This is a genomic window from Rhizobium sp. YTUHZ044, assembly GCF_051123975.1.
Lineage (GTDB): Bacteria > Pseudomonadota > Alphaproteobacteria > Rhizobiales > Rhizobiaceae > Rhizobium.
On record NZ_CP101426.1, the window covers coordinates 1471995 to 1487599 of the forward strand.

Annotated in this window: 12 protein-coding genes; 4 read left to right on the forward strand and 8 right to left on the reverse strand. The window is 61.1% G+C overall.

Annotated features, from left to right (window positions below; all coding sequences use genetic code 11):
- The first annotated feature begins 423 nt into the window (after window positions 1-423).
- Window positions 424-3921, forward strand: a complete 3498-nt coding sequence (dnaE, locus tag NL154_RS07255) for a DNA polymerase III subunit alpha (RefSeq protein ID WP_430961838.1) — start codon at window positions 424-426, stop codon at window positions 3919-3921.
- 56 nt (window positions 3922-3977) lie between these two features.
- Here the strand turns inward: dnaE and NL154_RS07260 are convergent, their stop codons facing one another.
- Together NL154_RS07260 and NL154_RS07265 are read right to left on the reverse strand one after the other, a co-directional pair.
- Window positions 3978-5234, reverse strand: coding sequence for a L,D-transpeptidase family protein (locus NL154_RS07260; RefSeq protein ID WP_434733849.1), 1257 nt, complete (start codon window positions 5232-5234; stop codon window positions 3978-3980).
- Window positions 5235-5458: 224 nt separating this feature from the next.
- Window positions 5459-6751 carry a DNA polymerase IV gene (locus NL154_RS07265; protein ID WP_434734156.1) on the reverse strand — a complete coding sequence of 431 codons (1293 nt, stop codon included), beginning with the start codon at window positions 6749-6751 and terminating at the stop codon, window positions 5459-5461.
- A gap of 76 nt (window positions 6752-6827) precedes the next feature.
- Between NL154_RS07265 and NL154_RS07270 the strand changes: the two genes are divergently transcribed.
- Window positions 6828-7415, forward strand: coding sequence for a GNAT family N-acetyltransferase (locus tag NL154_RS07270; RefSeq protein WP_434733850.1), 588 nt, complete (start codon window positions 6828-6830; stop codon window positions 7413-7415).
- Here NL154_RS07270 and NL154_RS07275 read toward each other — a convergent pair.
- Both NL154_RS07275 and NL154_RS07280 read right to left on the reverse strand, forming a co-directional pair.
- Window positions 7390-8064, reverse strand: coding sequence for a hypothetical protein (locus NL154_RS07275; protein WP_434734157.1), 675 nt, complete (start codon window positions 8062-8064; stop codon window positions 7390-7392). The genes NL154_RS07270 and NL154_RS07275 overlap by 26 nt on opposite strands.
- Window positions 8061-8369, reverse strand: a complete 309-nt coding sequence (locus NL154_RS07280; RefSeq protein ID WP_210628271.1) for a DUF3572 domain-containing protein — start codon at window positions 8367-8369, stop codon at window positions 8061-8063. Before NL154_RS07280 ends, NL154_RS07275 begins: the two co-directional genes overlap by 4 nt.
- Before the next feature lie 133 nt (window positions 8370-8502).
- Between NL154_RS07280 and NL154_RS07285 the strand changes: the two genes are divergently transcribed.
- A complete protein-coding gene (locus NL154_RS07285; RefSeq protein WP_003547430.1) occupies window positions 8503-8874 on the forward strand; it encodes a response regulator in 372 nt (123 codons plus the stop codon).
- 18 nt (window positions 8875-8892) lie between these two features.
- Window positions 8893-10266, forward strand: coding sequence for a PleD family two-component system response regulator (locus NL154_RS07290; protein WP_210628270.1), 1374 nt, complete (start codon window positions 8893-8895; stop codon window positions 10264-10266).
- Between the two features lie 746 nt (window positions 10267-11012).
- Here the strand turns inward: NL154_RS07290 and rpmG are convergent.
- The 4 genes from rpmG to rnr all read right to left on the reverse strand — a co-directional run bounded on the left by rpmG (window position 11013) and on the right by rnr (window position 15604).
- Window positions 11013-11180, reverse strand: a complete 168-nt coding sequence (gene rpmG / locus NL154_RS07295; protein ID WP_003587245.1) for a 50S ribosomal protein L33 — start codon at window positions 11178-11180, stop codon at window positions 11013-11015.
- Window positions 11181-11272: 92 nt separating this feature from the next.
- Entirely contained in the window at window positions 11273-12457 is a 1185-nt protein-coding gene (locus tag NL154_RS07300) for an MFS transporter (RefSeq protein ID WP_210628269.1), read from the reverse strand.
- Between the two features lie 250 nt (window positions 12458-12707).
- Window positions 12708-13160: a DUF983 domain-containing protein gene (locus NL154_RS07305; RefSeq protein ID WP_210628268.1), complete on the reverse strand. Its 453-nt coding sequence runs from the start codon at window positions 13158-13160 to the stop codon at window positions 12708-12710.
- Window positions 13161-13231: 71 nt separating this feature from the next.
- Entirely contained in the window at window positions 13232-15604 is a 2373-nt protein-coding gene (rnr, locus tag NL154_RS07310) for a ribonuclease R (RefSeq protein ID WP_434733851.1), read from the reverse strand.
- Window position 15605: the final 1 nt, after the last annotated feature.

Here is a 15605-nt window from a genome sequence, read left to right on the forward strand (position 1 = left end):
TGGGGCAGGTGCATCAGACATCGGATGCGCTGTATGGATCCGTTCGGCAGGCGATGTCGGGCCGGTCGCGCGGAGCATGTTCAAAGCCAGCGCTGAAGCTGTTCGATTCGCAGCACGGAACCCGCATCTTTCAAACGCAAGCGCGAAGGAAAAGATTCCTGTTGACACCGGAACATAGATGGAACAAAGTGAAAACATAACGAGTAAAGGAGAGCCAGATGACTGACATGATCCGTGATATCGCAGCATTCACCTCCATCGCAATGTTCGTTGCCAGCTTCTCGCTTATCGTCATCGCGATCTAAAGTTTTCAGGGGATCGCATGGCAGTCATGCGGTGCACACGCGGGTCTTCTTCTGGACATCATCGCCCTCAATGCCGACAATGCATCCGATTCATTTCGGCTGATTGGGAAGGCATATCATGGCGGAGACGGAAAAGGGTTCAATGGGTGAGGCGACCGGCGGCACGCCGGGCTTCATCCACCTGAGGGTCCACTCCGCCTATTCGCTTCTTGAGGGCGCGCTGCCTCTGAAGAAGATCCTCTACAAGGCGACCGGCGACAGTCAGCCGGCGATCGCCATTACCGACACCAATAATCTCTTCGTCGCCCTTGAATTCTCCCAGAAGGCAATGGACGAGGGCCTGCAGCCGATCATCGGCTGCCAGGTTTCGATCGACATGGAAGACGGATTGGAAAGCGAAAAGCGCGGCGGTCAGCCGGCCCTGATCAAGCTTCCGTCGATCGTTCTTCTTGCCGCGACGGAGGCTGGTTACGAAAGGCTGGTCGATCTCGTCAGCCGCGCCTATCTCGGCGGCGATAGCAACCAGGCCATTCATATCAGAGCTTCCTGGCTGGAAGAGGCAGGCACGGAAGGGCTGATCGCCTTGACCGGCGCGGTGACCGGGCCGGTCGACGCGGCTGTCAGGGAAGGTCACCACGCCCAGGCGGAAGCCCGGCTGCTCACGCTGAAGCGTCTCTTCGGCGACAGACTCTATGTCGAGCTGCAGCGGCACGGCACCTACGACAGGCGGCACGAACAGAAGATCGTCAGGCTTGCTTACACGCATGACCTGCCGCTCGTCGCCACCAACGAAGCCTTCTTTCCGACCCGCGACGATTACGACGCCCATGATGCGCTGATGGCGGTTGCGCATAACGCCATCGTCTCCGACGATAGCCGTTTTCGCCTGACTCCGGATCACTACCTGAAGAGCCGGGCCGAGATGGCCAAGCTCTTTTCCGACCTGCCGGAAGCGCTTGAGAACACAATCGAGATCGCCAGGCGCTGCTCCTTCGTGCTGAAAACGCGAAAGCCGATTCTGCCGCGTTTCACGGGCGCCACCGACGATGCCGAGGAGGCGGAACGCGCCGAGGCAGGCGAATTGCGCCGCCAGGCAGTGGAAGGGCTGGACATGCGGCTTTCGACCCTCGGCATGTCGCCCGGTTACGAGGAAAAGGATTATCGCGAGCGGCTGGAATTCGAGCTCGGCGTCATCGAGCGCATGCGCTTCCCAGGTTACTTCCTGATCGTTTCCGACTTCATCAAATGGGCCAAGCAACATGATATTCCCGTCGGTCCCGGTCGTGGCTCGGGCGCGGGTTCGCTGGTCGCCTATGCCTTGACGATCACCGACGTCGATCCGCTCAGGTTTTCGCTGCTGTTCGAGCGCTTCCTCAATCCGGAACGCGTCTCGATGCCTGACTTCGACATCGACTTCTGCCAGGACCGCCGCGAAGAGGTGATCCGCTACGTCCAGGCGAAATATGGCCGCGAGCAGGTGGCGCAGATCATCACCTTCGGTTCACTGCAGGCGCGCGCCGCCCTTCGCGACGTCGGACGCGTGCTGGAAATGCCTTACGGCCAGGTCGACAAAATCTGCAAACTCGTGCCGAACAATCCCGCCAATCCGACGCCACTCTCAAAGGCGATCGAAGAGGAGCCGAAGCTGCAGGAGGAGGCGGCGAAAGAACCGGTGGTGGCGCGTTTGCTCGACATCGCCCAGAAGATCGAAGGGCTTTATCGCCACGCCTCGACGCATGCCGCCGGCATCGTCATCGGCGACCGGCCGCTGTCCAAGCTGGTGCCGATGTATCGCGATCCGCGCTCCGACATGCCGGTTACCCAGTTCAACATGAAGTGGGTGGAGCAGGCCGGCCTCGTCAAATTCGACTTCCTCGGTCTGAAGACACTGACTGTGCTGAAGGTCGCCGTCGATTTCGTCGCCAAGCGCGGCATCAAAGTCGATCTTGCGGCCATTCCTCTTGACGACAAGCCGACCTACGAGATGCTGTCGCGCGGCGAGACGGTTGGCGTGTTCCAGGTGGAAAGTGCCGGCATGCGCAAGGCGCTGATCGGCATGAAGCCGGACTGCATCGAGGATATCATCGCGCTGGTGGCGCTTTACCGCCCGGGCCCGATGGAGAACATCCCGACCTACAATGCCCGCAAGCACGGCGACGAAGAGCTGGAATCGATCCATCCGATGATCGACCACCTGCTCAAGGAAACGCAGGGCGTCATTGTCTACCAGGAACAGGTGATGCAGATCGCCCAGGTCCTGTCGGGCTATTCGCTTGGCGAAGCCGACCTTCTGCGCCGCGCCATGGGTAAAAAGATCAAGGCGGAGATGGACCAGCAGCGGGAACGCTTCGTCGTCGGCGCCGTCAAGAACGGCGTATCCAAGCCGCAAGCCGACAACATCTTCGAACTCCTGGCGAAGTTCGCAAACTACGGCTTCAACAAGTCGCACGCCGCCGCCTACGCCATCGTCTCCTACCAGACGGCCTACATGAAGGCGCACTATCCGGTCGAATTCCTCGCCGCCTCGATGACGCTCGACATGTCCAACACGGAAAAGGTCAATGATTTCCGACAGGACGCCAAGCGGCTCGGCATCGAGGTGATCGCGCCTTCGGTGCAGACCTCCTTCCGCCATTTCGAGACCGGCGACAATCGTATCTACTATGCGCTGGCTGCCCTCAAAGGGGTCGGCGAATCCGCCGTCGACCACATCGTCGAGGTGCGTGGCGACAAGCCTTTTGCCAGCATCGAGGATTTCTGCCTGCGCATCGATCCGCGCCAGGTGAACCGCCGCGTGCTCGAAAGCCTGATCTATGCCGGCGCCTTCGATTGTTTTGGCACGGACCGCGCCCAGCTGGCCGCCGGCCTCGACCGCATCCTCGGTTATGCCCAGCGCGCCCAGGAAAACAAGCTGAGCGGTCAATCGGACATTTTTGGCAGCGCACTAAACTCAGGTCCGGAGAAGATCTCCTTGCCGCCCTATTCACCCTGGCTGGCATCGGAGCGTCTGCTCAAGGAATTCCAGGTGCTGGGCTTCTATCTGACGGCCCACCCGCTCGATTCCTACAACAACATCCTGCAGAAGATGCGTGTGCAGACCTTTGCCGAGTTTTCTCAGGCGATCAAGCAGGGGGCTGCCAATGCGCGCCTTGCCGGAACCGTCATCTCCAAGCAGGAGCGCAAGACCCGCACCGGCAACAAGATGGGCATCATCGTCTTTTCCGATTCCTCGGGCCAGTTCGAGGCGGTGCTGTTTTCGGAGATGCTGAACCAGTATCGCGACGTGCTCGAGTCCGGGAAATCCTTCCTGCTGACCGCGACCGGTGAGGAGCGGCCGGAGGGCATCGGTCTGCGTATCCAGACGATCCAGTCGCTGGAGGAAAAGTCGCTCCAGATGCAGAAGGCGCTGCGCGTCTATATCAGAGATTCCGGGCCGCTGAAGATGGTCGCCGGCCATCTGAACGCCAAGGGCGACGGTCTCGTTTCCTTCATCGTCATCAAGGAGGACGGCAAACGCGAGGTGGAAGTGGCGCTGTCGGAGAAATACCGCATCACTCCGGAGATTGCTGCCGCTCTTCGCGCCGCGCCCGGCGTCGTCGACGTCGAGCTTGTCTGATCAACCCAGTTGATCGTAATCAACCCGGTCGATCGTGATCAGCCCGGTTGATCTCATCACCCGCGGGTGATCGTGATGAAATCCGTGCCCTCACCGGTTTCGCGACCAAGGCCGGTATCGGAGATCGTCAACGTCGAGCCGGGCGCGATCAGCGCGTCGATCCTGCGGCGTGTTTCGTCGGGGATCGTGATGCGGCTCAGCGAACGGGCGATCGGCCTGCCTGTGACGATCGAACTTTCCTGATTGGTGATCCCGAGCCGCTTCATCGTCTCGCGGGAGAGATTGTTCTCGAGCGTGATGCCCAGCCAATCCGCCGTGCCGGCATGTTCATCGACGGCATGCAGCGTGAAGAAATGCGTGCCGAGTGCTAAGCCCGGATCGGCGATCGTCATCGGGGCCTCGAAGATCGGCCTGAAGGCCTGGCGCACCATGATGACGCCGTTCGGCGGTTCACCCTTGCCGGCGGCGGAATAGACCGATGTGAGAAGTCTGTCGGAGACCAGGCTCCTGTCGCCGGCAAATTCCGCCGGCCGCAGCATCTTGAAGGCGTTGATCGCCTGCACGGTCGACGGACCGAGTAGGCCGTCCGGACCGCCGGCGGAAAAGCCGAGCTGATTGAGTAGCGTCTGGATGTCGATCACCGTCTCGCGCAGCGTGCGCCGCGTGACGAGCATGCTGATCGGTTCGGACGGCGGCTCGGCTTCGGGCGCCGTAATCGACGGATTTGCCGGCATTGGCATCGCCGCGGTATCGTTCATCGCCACCTGCACCGGTGTCCCGGCGCTGTCGGGCATCGAGGGCCGCAGTTCGACATCCGAAAGCAGCGGCCTCGCTGCCGGCGCATCGGGGCGGAAAAGGTTCGGATGGTCGATCGGCTGCGGCACCAATTCGTCGTCGCTGATGATGACGGGAATGCCGGGCTCGGTCATTCGGTAGAGCATTTTTGCGAAGGCGCCGGGCATGCGCACGCAGCCGTGCGAGGCCGGATAACGCGGAACGGAATTGGATTCGTGCAGCGCGATGCCGGACCATGTCAGCCGTTGCATGAACGGCATCGGGGCAGCCGAATAGAGGTTGGATTCGTGGTATTTCTGCTTTTCGAGCACCGAAAAAATGCCGCTCGGCGTCGTATGGCCGTCCTTGCCGGTCGAGACCTTCGAGGTTGCGACGACCTCGGTGCCGTCATAAACCACAAGCGACTGCTTGTTCTTCGAGACGAAGATCTGCAGCGTGCGTGCATCCGCGGCCAGAGCAGGGTGCACGAGTGCGGTGGCCGACAGCAAGCCGAGGCCGAAGACGAGACGCGAGAACATGATACCCAACCATACGCAATACTGGTACGCACATTACGGGACGAAGTTTAAGGAAGATTTTAACCCCCGGACTCGGCGGCTCGCCCGGACCGGTGCAGCGGTTCCGCTCTAACGACGCGCATAGGATAAAAGGCAAAGCATGTCGCATCATCAAAGTTTCAGCTGTCTGATTTAACGCATTCGTACGAATTTCGAATAGCCGCGCGCACTTTGCGCGGGATGTTCTAGTGATCGCGCTTGCCGTTGCCGAAGGTGTAGCCGGTCTCGACTGTGTTCTTGCCGAACTTGTCGCGCAGCTTGTCCATCGCCGCTTCGGCCGCCGCCCGCCGGCCTGACTGCCGGTCGATGAGATCGGGCGGATCGGCGCGAGTGGCGTCGCCGAGATCGGTGACGCCGATGCCGATCAGGCGGAATTTCGTACCGTCCGTTTCCTTTTTAAGAAGCTCGAGCCCGATGCGGAAGATCCTGTCGGCAAGCTGAGTCGGGTCCTCGAGCTTGCGGTTGCGGGTGCGCGTCTTGAAGTCGGCGCTCTTCATCTTCAGCACCACGGTCTGGCCGGCGATATCGTTTTTCTTCAGCCGCCAGGAAACCTTTTCGGAAAGGTTGCGCAGGATCGGCACCAGATCGTCGTGCCGCGAGATGTCGTCGAAGAAGGTCGTTTCGGCCGAAACGCTCTTGGCGGCGTCGTTGAGATGCACCTCGCGGTCGTCGATGCCGCGCGACAGCCGGGCGAGCCGCTGGCCGATGCTGCCGTAGCGGCGCATCAGGTCGTTCTCCTCCATCTGCTGCAACTGGCCGATGGTGCGGATGCCATCCGCCTCCAGCGTCGCGGCAAAGGCCTTGCCGACGCCCCAGATGGTGGTGACGGGACGCGGGGCCAGGAATTCCACCGCTTCTTCGCGGCCGATAACGGAAAATCCGCGCGGCTTCTGCAGGTCGGAAGCGACCTTGGCGAGGAATTTGCAATAGGAAAGCCCGACCGAAACGGTAATGCCGATCTCCTTTTCGATGCGGCGAGCGAATTTGGCGAGCGTGCGCGCCGGTGGATCGTGATGCAGCCTCTCGGTGCCGCCAAGTTCCAGGAAGGCTTCGTCGATCGACAGCGGCTGCACCAGCGGCGTCAGATCCTGCATCAGCGCACGCACCTGGCGCCCAACACGGACATATTTCTCCATGTCCGGGCGTATGACGATGGCCTGAGGACATGCCTCCAGCGCCTTGAACATCGGCATCGCCGAACGCACCCCGTGGATGCGGGCGATATAGCAGGCAGTGGAGACGACACCGCGTTTGCCGCCGCCGACGATGACGGGCTTGTCGGCAAGTTCGGGATTGTCGCGCTTCTCGACCGCCGCGTAGAAGGCGTCGCAATCGATATGCGCAAGCGTCAATGCGTAGAGTTCGCGATGGCGCACCAGGCGCGGGCTGCCGCAGGAAATGCAACGACGCGCCTCGCCCTTCTGCTCGGCAAGGCAGTCGCGACAGAAGCCGGGTGTCTTGTCAGGCGCGGGCGTCATGGTGAGAACAAAGGTTGAACGGCGCGACACTACGCCTTAAGCTTATGAGTCACAAGAGAGGACGGGAGCTTTGCCTTTGGATAAAGATCTTCGTTTCGAGCCGGTGACGGCAGACCGGTGGGGAGACTTCGAAACTCTGTTCGGCCCGCAGGGGGCTTTTTATAATTGCTGGTGTGTCGCGCTGCGCTTGCCGCATGCGGTGAGGACGACGATGGCGGCCGACGAGCGCAAGACGCATATGCGCGAACGGATCGGGGCGGGGCCGCCGCCGGGGATCCTCTGTTATGCAGATGGCGGACCGGTCGCCTGGGTGCAGGTCGGGCCGCGCCACGACGTGCCGCAGTTCAATTCACCGCGCACCGTCTCGCGGCCGTTGGAGGAGGAGGATGCGCGTGATCCCTCTATCTGGGCTGTCAGCTGCTTCTTCCTGCTGCCGAAACTGCGCGGCAAGGGATTAAGTCATCGCCTGCTCGCCGGCGCGATCGACCATGCCCGGCGCCGGGGCGCGCGGCTGCTCGAAGCCTGCCCGATCGATCATGTGAAGCAGTCGAAATCGGTGGCGCTCTGCATCGGCTCGACGGCAATCTTCGAGGCAGCCGGATTCGAGACGGTGGCAATGCGCAAGGACGGCCGTCCGCTCATGCGGCTGGAGCTGCGCGATTGACCGGGCCGGAAAGGAAATGGGCCTCGATCAGCCCGGCCGCATGCGTCCAATCGGTGGCGCGGGTGATGTCGTCGGCTGCCGCCGGCGCGAAACGATGGACGGGCGAGTCCGGCATCAGGTGAATGAGCAGGCAATCGGCCACGTGTTCCCTGACCGAATTCAGATTGTGCACCATATCGTCTATGAAGGCGACAGGAAAGGAGCGGCTGGCATGCAGTGCATGGACGATTGGCCCCTTGGGTTGCTCGCTGGCAAGCAGCGGAAAGAGCAGGCCGGCGCTGTCCAGCAGGCGGCGACGCGGATCCTGGTACCGTGGCGGCATCGCCGTCAGAAAAAGGATATCGGCGTCTTGCGAAAGCCGGCCGAGCGTTTCGACGACGCGGTCGACCGGCGTCTGCCACAATTCCTGCGCTTCGAAAAAATCTTCGATCAGCCGGGTGACTTGTCGGCCCTCGATCTCCGTGCCGTCCGCTTTCGAGACGATGTTGCCGTGAAGCCGGAACGATCGCGGCAGGAATATGTGTCCCAGGCTTTGGAGAAAAAGCTGGAAGGGGTCGATGAACCGCAGCACGACATCGTCGACGTCGCAGACGATCAGCGGCCGCTCGCCGAGGCGGATGTGCGAAATATCGAGCTCTGTCACGCTCAGTATTCTCCCGAATCGAGCCCGGGCGAAGAGAAATGCCGCCAGGCGGCGGTTACCGTATCGGGGCTGAGGCCGCTCGCCGTGCAGAAGGCCATCGCCGTCGGTTCGTGGTTCATCAGGAAGTCCATCATGCCTGAGAGGAAACCCGGATCGTTGACCGCGTTGCGCACCTGCTCGGGCGCCACGCCGGTGAGTGCGAGGAAGCGGCCGAACATGTCGGGATCGGCGGCAAGCCAGCCAAGCACGGCGATCGCCGTCTCGTGCGGGTCGGCCGCCTGCTGTTTCGAAGTCTTGAAGTTGCTTTGCATTTCGAGGGGTAAGTTACCTTTTCTTCAACCAAATACCGGTAGCGTGCGCTATCGGTTTCACGGAGCTATTCATCCGCATGTGCCTTTCTCATGGGACGAACCGCTGCGCGAACGGACGTAGGGACAGCTTGTCATGCCCAAACAGGTGATGATTGTAGAAGATAACGAGCTCAACATGAAGCTCTTTCGCGACCTCATCGAGGCGTCCGGCTATACCACGATCCAGACTAGAAATGGCATGGAGGCGCTCGATCTGGCGCGCAAGCATCGTCCCGACCTCATCCTCATGGATATCCAGCTTCCCGAGGTCTCCGGCCTCGAAGTCACGAAATGGCTGAAGGAAGATGACGAGCTGCACGTTATTCCGGTCATCGCCGTCACGGCTTTCGCGATGAAGGGCGATGAGGAGCGGATCCGCCAGGGCGGCTGCGAAGCCTATGTTTCCAAACCGATCTCGGTTCCGAAATTCATCGAGACGATCAAGACCTATCTGGGCGATGCCTGACGCATCGGAAAGACGCTTATGACCGCGCGAATACTGGTGGTTGACGATATTCCGGCCAACGTGAAACTGCTTGAAGCGCGGCTGCTCGCGGAGTATTTCGACGTGATGACCGCTGCCGACGGTCACGAAGCGCTAGCAATCTGCGAGCGCAACCAGGTCGACTTGATCCTGCTCGACATCATGATGCCCGGTATCGATGGTTTCGAGGTCTGCGAGCGGCTGAAGGCCAGTCAGAAGACCGCCCATATTCCCGTCGTCATGGTCACCGCACTCGACCAGCCTGCCGATCGCTTACGCGGTCTGAAGGCCGGCGCCGACGATTTTCTCACCAAGCCTGTCAACGATCTGCAGCTGATCTCGCGGGTGAAGAGTCTGCTGCGGCTGAAGACCTTGAGCGACGAGCTGCGCATCCGCGCCGACACCGCTCATACGATGGGCATGGGCGATCTCATGCGGGCAGGCGAAGGCCGTGGCGATGAGGCCGGCCAGGTGTTATTGGTCGATGGCCGCGCCAATTCGCAAGAGCGCATCGTCAGGGCGTTGAAGCCCGTCGCCGATGTGCTTGCCCTCTCCGATCCGCAGGCGGCCCTCTTCGAGGCGGCCGAGAACACGTTCGATCTCGTCATTGTCAATGCCAATTTCGACGATTACGATCCGCTTCGCCTCTGCTCGCAACTGCGCTCGCTGGAGCGCACACGCTTCCTGCCGATCCTGATCATCACCGAGCAGGGCTCCGACGACATGGTCGTCCGCGCCCTTGATCTCGGCGTCAACGACTACATCATCCGCCCCGTCGATCCCAACGAGCTCGTCGCCCGCTGCCTGACGCAGATCCGTCGCAAGCGTTATAACGACCGTTTGCGAGCCAGCGTCAAGCAGACGATCGAGCTTGCCGTGACCGATCCGCTGACTGGCCTTTACAACAGACGTTATCTCGACAATCACCTGAACGCACTCTTCAATCGGTCGATGGCGCGGGGCCGGCCGCTTTCGGTGCTGATCACCGATATCGACCGTTTCAAGCAGGTGAACGACACTTACGGCCATGACGGCGGCGATGAAGTGCTGCGCGAATTCGCAAACCGCGTCCGTTCGACCATCCGCGGTGCCGATCTCGCTTGCCGTTATGGCGGGGAGGAGTTCGTCGTGGTGATGCCGGACACCTCGCCGGAAGTTGCCGCAGCCGTCGCCGAGCGCCTGCGCGCGGCAGTCGAGAGCGCTCCCTTCATGCTGAAGCGCTCAAGTGAACTCCTGAGGGTCACCGCTTCCTTCGGCATCGCCTCGCGCAGTGGCGCGGTGTTGACCCCGGATCAGCTGATGAAGCAGGCCGATCTTGCCCTTTACGAGGCCAAGAATTCCGGCCGCAATCGCGTGGTCGCAGCGGCTGCCTGACGAATCACTTTGGGCGCCATATGCGCCATTTGCGAGTTTTCCACTGCGGTAAGCGATTTGTTACCGAATTTTAACCTTCGCCTGTGCGACGCAGGCCCAAGTTTTGCAGCCCGGTAGCCCAAAAATGGACTCCCGGCGTTGCTGTGGATATGGCGCGGCGCGACAGTCTCCGGAATGCCGGAGCCTAGCCCGAAATGAAATGAAGACTATAAAAAACGCCTGCCGCCAACAGGGTCAAATAAATTGTGGCGGCATCATCTCACGTAAGGGGAGGGGCAGCTTAAGTTATTAAGTTATATTGTCGAACTTCTTCGGTTCCACCGTCATAAGGCTTTGCCGTCAAGCAGAGCCGTCAAATCTTTGCATGTTCCAAAACTGGACTTTTAACCATAGAATCAAGCTCAGAAAATTCATCATTAAGAATTTGTTGATTTTCTTTCATTTCTGCGCAAATTATCGGCTCATAAAAGAAGCGCTCCCGCAGAGGAGCTGTCGATACCCCATGATGCTCAGGTCCGCCGCATCTCCTGGGTCGTGGGGTCGGTCGGCTAGTAGGCAAGTCACAACGGTTCCTCGTGCCGTTTTGCATGCTGGCCGACCCCCTTTCAGGAAAACGCCGCCACTTCCCGAAGATGGAAGGGCGGCGTTTGTCTGTTTGCGCTATCATTTTCCAAGGCCATCCTCCGGGGCAATAAAAAACGCGCAACCCGAAGGCGCGCGTTTTTAAAATCCGTCAGGCCAAGTGATTACTTGATCTTGGTTTCCTTGAACTCGACATGCTTCTTCGCAATCGGGTCATACTTCGTCTTCGTCATCTTGTCCGTCATCGTACGGCTGTTCTTCGTCGTGACGTAGAAGAAACCGGTGTCGGCTGTCGACAGCAGCTTGATCTTGATTGTTGTAGCCTTGGCCATGGTCGTCCTGCCTTTAAGAAAATGAAAGCCGTGGAAGCCGGATGGGCTCCACGGCAAATTCTGGCGCGAAACTACGAATCCCGTCCGAAAAGTCAAGTCCGTTTTCGAACGAACATCAATCTGATGCCGGAAAGTAAGGCATAAAGACCGAAGAAAGCGGCAATCGCCCAGGCAAAACCATTGTTTCCGGCGACGTCGATTGCTGCGCCGATCACCTGTGGCCCAGCAACGGTTCCCATCGCATAACAGAAGACGAAGGCGGCATTGGCGGCAGCCAGATCGGAGCCCGTCAGCCGCGAACCGAGATGGCTGAGGCCGACCGTGTAGAGTCCGGAGACGCAGCCACCCCAGAAAAGCAGCATCCCGGCCATTAGCAGCCAGTTGTTGACGAGGATCGGCAGCGTCAGCGAGCCGATAAAGCCCATCAGCGCCATCCCTGCCAGAAGCGGTCGCTTGTCGCGGATGCGATCGGAGAGCAGGCCGAGGGGAATCTGGAAGATGACGTTGCCGACGCCCATCATGGTGAGCAGCAGCGCCGCCTGCGATTCGGTGAAATGGGCGCGCACGGCAAAAATCGGGAAAAGTGACAGCCCGCCAGCTTCGACCGCGCCGAAGATGAAGACGGCCGCCGTCGCTGTCGGCACCAGCAGGACGTAGCGCATGAAATGCAATTCCGGTTTTTCCTCGAGCACCGGGCTTTCGTCACGGGCGATGAAAATCGGAATGGCGGCAAGCAGGATGGCGCCCGCGCCGACCAGGAAGGGAAAGATGCCGTCGCTGCCGAGTATCGAAAAGAGCAGGGGCCCGGCAGCGAACCCGATGGAGAGCACGGTCGCATAAATGCCGAGCACAAAGCCGCGCTTGGATGGCGGCGAGGCGGCGTTGATCCAGAATTCGGAGAGAATGAACAGCGTCGTCGTTGCGCCATGGAAGGCGAAACGTAGCGGAAACCACATCCAGAAATCCTGGGCATAATAGAAGCCGAGCGCGCTCAGCGCCGAAATCAGCACCGCCCAGAGCATCGTCGGCGCAACGCCGTATTTGTGGGCGAGCTTGGTGGTAACGGGCGCCGCGGCCATCGCCGAGATCCCAGCCATCGCCGTATTCAGCCCGATCAACGTGGATGAGATGCCGCGTTTTTCGAGGATGATGCTGAGAAGCGGGAGTCCGAGACCGATTGCTATGCCGACGGCTGAAATGGACGAGATGGCTGCCACCAGAGAAGGCCAATGGATTTCTTCGACATCGCCCGGTGTGCCGGTTCTCGGCTGAGACATTTATCCATCCTTAGAAAGCTGCGCGAGCGAATCGACCTCTCGTCTCACATAGAAGGGACACAGATGTGCCAAATCCAGGTGACGGGCGGCGTTTCGCAGTATTTCCGATGTGATCTGCGGAATGTAAAGCCTGTTCAGACAAGAAAAGCTTACCATGTCAAGTCGTTGAAGATCGTTGACTCCCGCGTGTCGGTGGTGGTCGGTGGAGCGCTGGCACTACACGCTAAATATGTCTGGAAGGTGAAGGCGCTCAATCCGGCCGGCGGGGAAGCTCGTAATCATCGGGACTGTCGCTCTCGCCGCCGAAACCATGCATGCGCAACGCCCATTGCAGGCCGATGACGCCGCCCTTGATCGGTTGGATCGAGGCGAGCGCGGCGATGACCGTGATCGGCGCCCATATGGCAAGATGGACCCATACCGGCAATACCAAGGTCAGATCGGTCAGCATGTAGCCGCCGACGAGGACGTGGCCGAGGACCAGGATGACGATATAGGGCGGCAGATCGTCGGAGCGATGGTGATGCATCGCCTCGCCGCAGGCGGCGCAATGATCGACCGGTTTCAGGAACGCGCGGAAGAGCTTGCCGTCGCCGCAGGCCGGGCAGCGGTTCAACAGCCCGCGCATGATGGAACGTCCGAGCGGACGCTCGGCTTCGGGTCCATCCCCGTAGCGGACGACCGGATCGGTCGGTGTGTTCATTGCATCTTCCTCGTTCAGGCAAAAAGCATGAAGCGCCGCAATAGGACCATTGCTGCTTTCGGCACCGTGGCTTAGCGGCGTCCGCGCGGGGGACGCGTTCCCGGTTTCTTGCGGACCTGGCCCCTGTCGCGGCGGCCGGCCTTATGGAAGGAACGCGCCGCCGTCGGCATCTCGCGTCCTTCGCTCAGCATCTCGAACCGCAGCGCGCCGGCCAGCGGGATTGCTTCCGCAAGCTTCACGGTGACGCTGTCGCCAAGACGATAGCCGAGGCCCGACTTTTCCCCCGACAGTGCCTGATGCGCCTCGTCATAGATGAAATAATCGGTGCCCAGCGTAGATATAGGGACGAAACCATCGGCGCCATAGTCCGGCAAGGTGATAAAGAGCCCGGATTTCGTAACTCCGGAGACGCGGCCGGCAAACTCCTCGCCGACGCGGGTGCTCAAATGATGGGCGATCAGCCGGTCGATGGTCTCGCGCTCGGCTGCCATCGCCCGGCGCTCGAAGGTCGAGATTTCGGCGGCGATATCGTCGAGCGAGGCTTCTTCGTCGGGGGTGATGCCGCCTTCGCCGAAGCCGAGCGAACCGACCAGCGCCCGATGCACGATGAGATCGGCGTAGCGGCGGATCGGCGAGGTGAAGTGGGCGTACTTCATCAGGTTGAGACCGAAATGGCCGATATTCTCGGGGCTGTAGATCGCCTGACTCTGCGAGCGCAATACCATCTCATTGACCATGGTCTGGTGTGCCGTGCCGTCCGCCTTGGCCAGGATGCCGTTGAAGCTGTTGGCCCGCATATTGCCGCCCTTGGCGAGCGAGATGCCGAGTGTCGCCAGGAACTCGCGCAAAACTTCCTGCTTGGCAAGCGTCGGGCCGTCATGAATGCGGTAGACCAGCGGCTGACGCTTCTTCTCGAGCGTCTCGGCGGCGCAGACGTTCGCCTGGATCATCATCTCTTCGATCAGCTTGTGCGCATCGAGCCGCGGCGGCACGAAGACCCGGTCGACCGTGCCGTCCGGTTTCAGCAGGATCTTGCGCTCCGGCATGTCGAGTTCCAGCGGCTGGCGCCGGTCGCGTCCGCGCTTCATTACTCCATAAGCGTGCCAGAGCGGTTTCAGGATCGGCTCGAGCATCGGTCCGGTCTGATCATCCGGTCTTCCGTCGATCGCCGCCTGCGCCTGCTGATAGGAGAGCTTGGCGGCACTCTTCATCATGATGCGATGAAAGGTATGGCCGATCTTGCGGCCTTCGCCCGAGAAGCTCATGCGCACGGCGAGCGCCGGGCGGTCGACGCCTTCCTTCAGCGAGCAGAGATCATTGGAGATGCGCTCCGGCAGCATCGGCACGACGCGATCGGGGAAATAAACGGAGTTGCCGCGCTTCAGCGCTTCGCGGTCGAGCGGCGAATTAGGGCGGACATACCAGGAGACATCGGCGATCGCGACGGTGACGATGACGCCGCCGGGATTGTCGGGGGAGGGGTCGATCTCGGCGTAAACAGCGTCGTCATGGTCCTTGGCGTCTGCCGGATCGATGGTGATCAGCGGCACGTCGCGCCAGTCCTCCCGATGCGACATGGTCACCGGCTTGGCGGCTTCGGCCTCGGCGATCACGGCCGGCGGAAAGACGTGCGGGATGCCGTGCGCATGGATCGCGATCATCGAGATCGCCTTTTCCGAGCCGACCGAGCCGACGACGGAAAGGACCTTGGCGCGCGGCAGGCCGAAGCGTCCGAGGCGCGCGACTTCGATCTCGACCAGGTCGCCATCCTTGGCGCCGCCGGTATAGTCGGGGTCGATCACCATCTCTTCGCCGCGCCGTTCGATTGGCAACAGGCGGCCGCCGCCGCCCGGCGCGCTGCGGAAAACGCCCATCGCCGCACCGCGGCGCCTGTCGATCACCTTGATGATACGCGCTGTATAAGCCGGCCCGCCGCGATCGACGGCCGGGAAGATCTTCGCCAGGATTCGGTCGCCGAGCCCGGCGACGGGCGCCTTGCCCTTACCCTGGCGGCCTGCCGGCGACTGCTGACGGATGGCGACGGCAGGCGCCACACCCTGCTCCTCGGGCCATTCCGCCGGCCGGCCGATCAGGTCGCCGTCCTTATCGCGCGTCGTGATATCGAGAACGGTGACGGGCGGAAGAGCGCCGGGACGAATGAGCGACTTGCGGCTCTTTTGCAGCATGCCTTCCTGCTCGAGCTCCTGCAGCATGTGCTTGAGCTCGACGCGGCTGTCACCTTTCAGCCCGAACGCCTTGGCAAGTTCACGCTTGGAAGCCTTCTGCGGATGATCGGCGATGAAACGCAGGATCACTTCCCGCGAGGGCAGCGTGCCGTGGACGATGTTCAGCGGTTCGACGGCGGAAGTATCCCTGCCGGCGCGGCCGATCTTGCCCGGGCGCTTGCCCGCGGGGTTCGTTCTGTCGCGCGGTGTCTTGCTCACG

Excerpts from the sequence above, each read along its gene's own strand:
- rpmG (WP_003587245.1), bottom strand. The coding sequence starts at position 11,180 with ATGGCCAAGGCTACAACAATCAAGATCAAGCTGCTGTCGACAGCCGAC.
- NL154_RS07280 (WP_210628271.1), bottom strand. The coding sequence starts at position 8,369 with ATGCAAAGCAACTTCAAGACTTCGAAACAGCAGGCGGCCGACCCGCAC.
- NL154_RS07300 (WP_210628269.1), bottom strand. The coding sequence starts at position 12,457 with ATGTCTCAGCCGAGAACCGGCACACCGGGCGATGTCGAAGAAATCCAT.
- dnaE (WP_430961838.1), top strand. The coding sequence starts at position 424 with ATGGCGGAGACGGAAAAGGGTTCAATGGGTGAGGCGACCGGCGGCACG.
- NL154_RS07260 (WP_434733849.1), bottom strand. The coding sequence starts at position 5,234 with ATGTTCTCGCGTCTCGTCTTCGGCCTCGGCTTGCTGTCGGCCACCGCA.
- NL154_RS07290 (WP_210628270.1), top strand. The coding sequence starts at position 8,893 with ATGACCGCGCGAATACTGGTGGTTGACGATATTCCGGCCAACGTGAAA.
- NL154_RS07265 (WP_434734156.1), bottom strand. The coding sequence starts at position 6,751 with ATGACGCCCGCGCCTGACAAGACACCCGGCTTCTGTCGCGACTGCCTT.
- NL154_RS07285 (WP_003547430.1), top strand. The coding sequence starts at position 8,503 with ATGCCCAAACAGGTGATGATTGTAGAAGATAACGAGCTCAACATGAAG.
- NL154_RS07305 (WP_210628268.1), bottom strand. The coding sequence starts at position 13,160 with ATGAACACACCGACCGATCCGGTCGTCCGCTACGGGGATGGACCCGAA.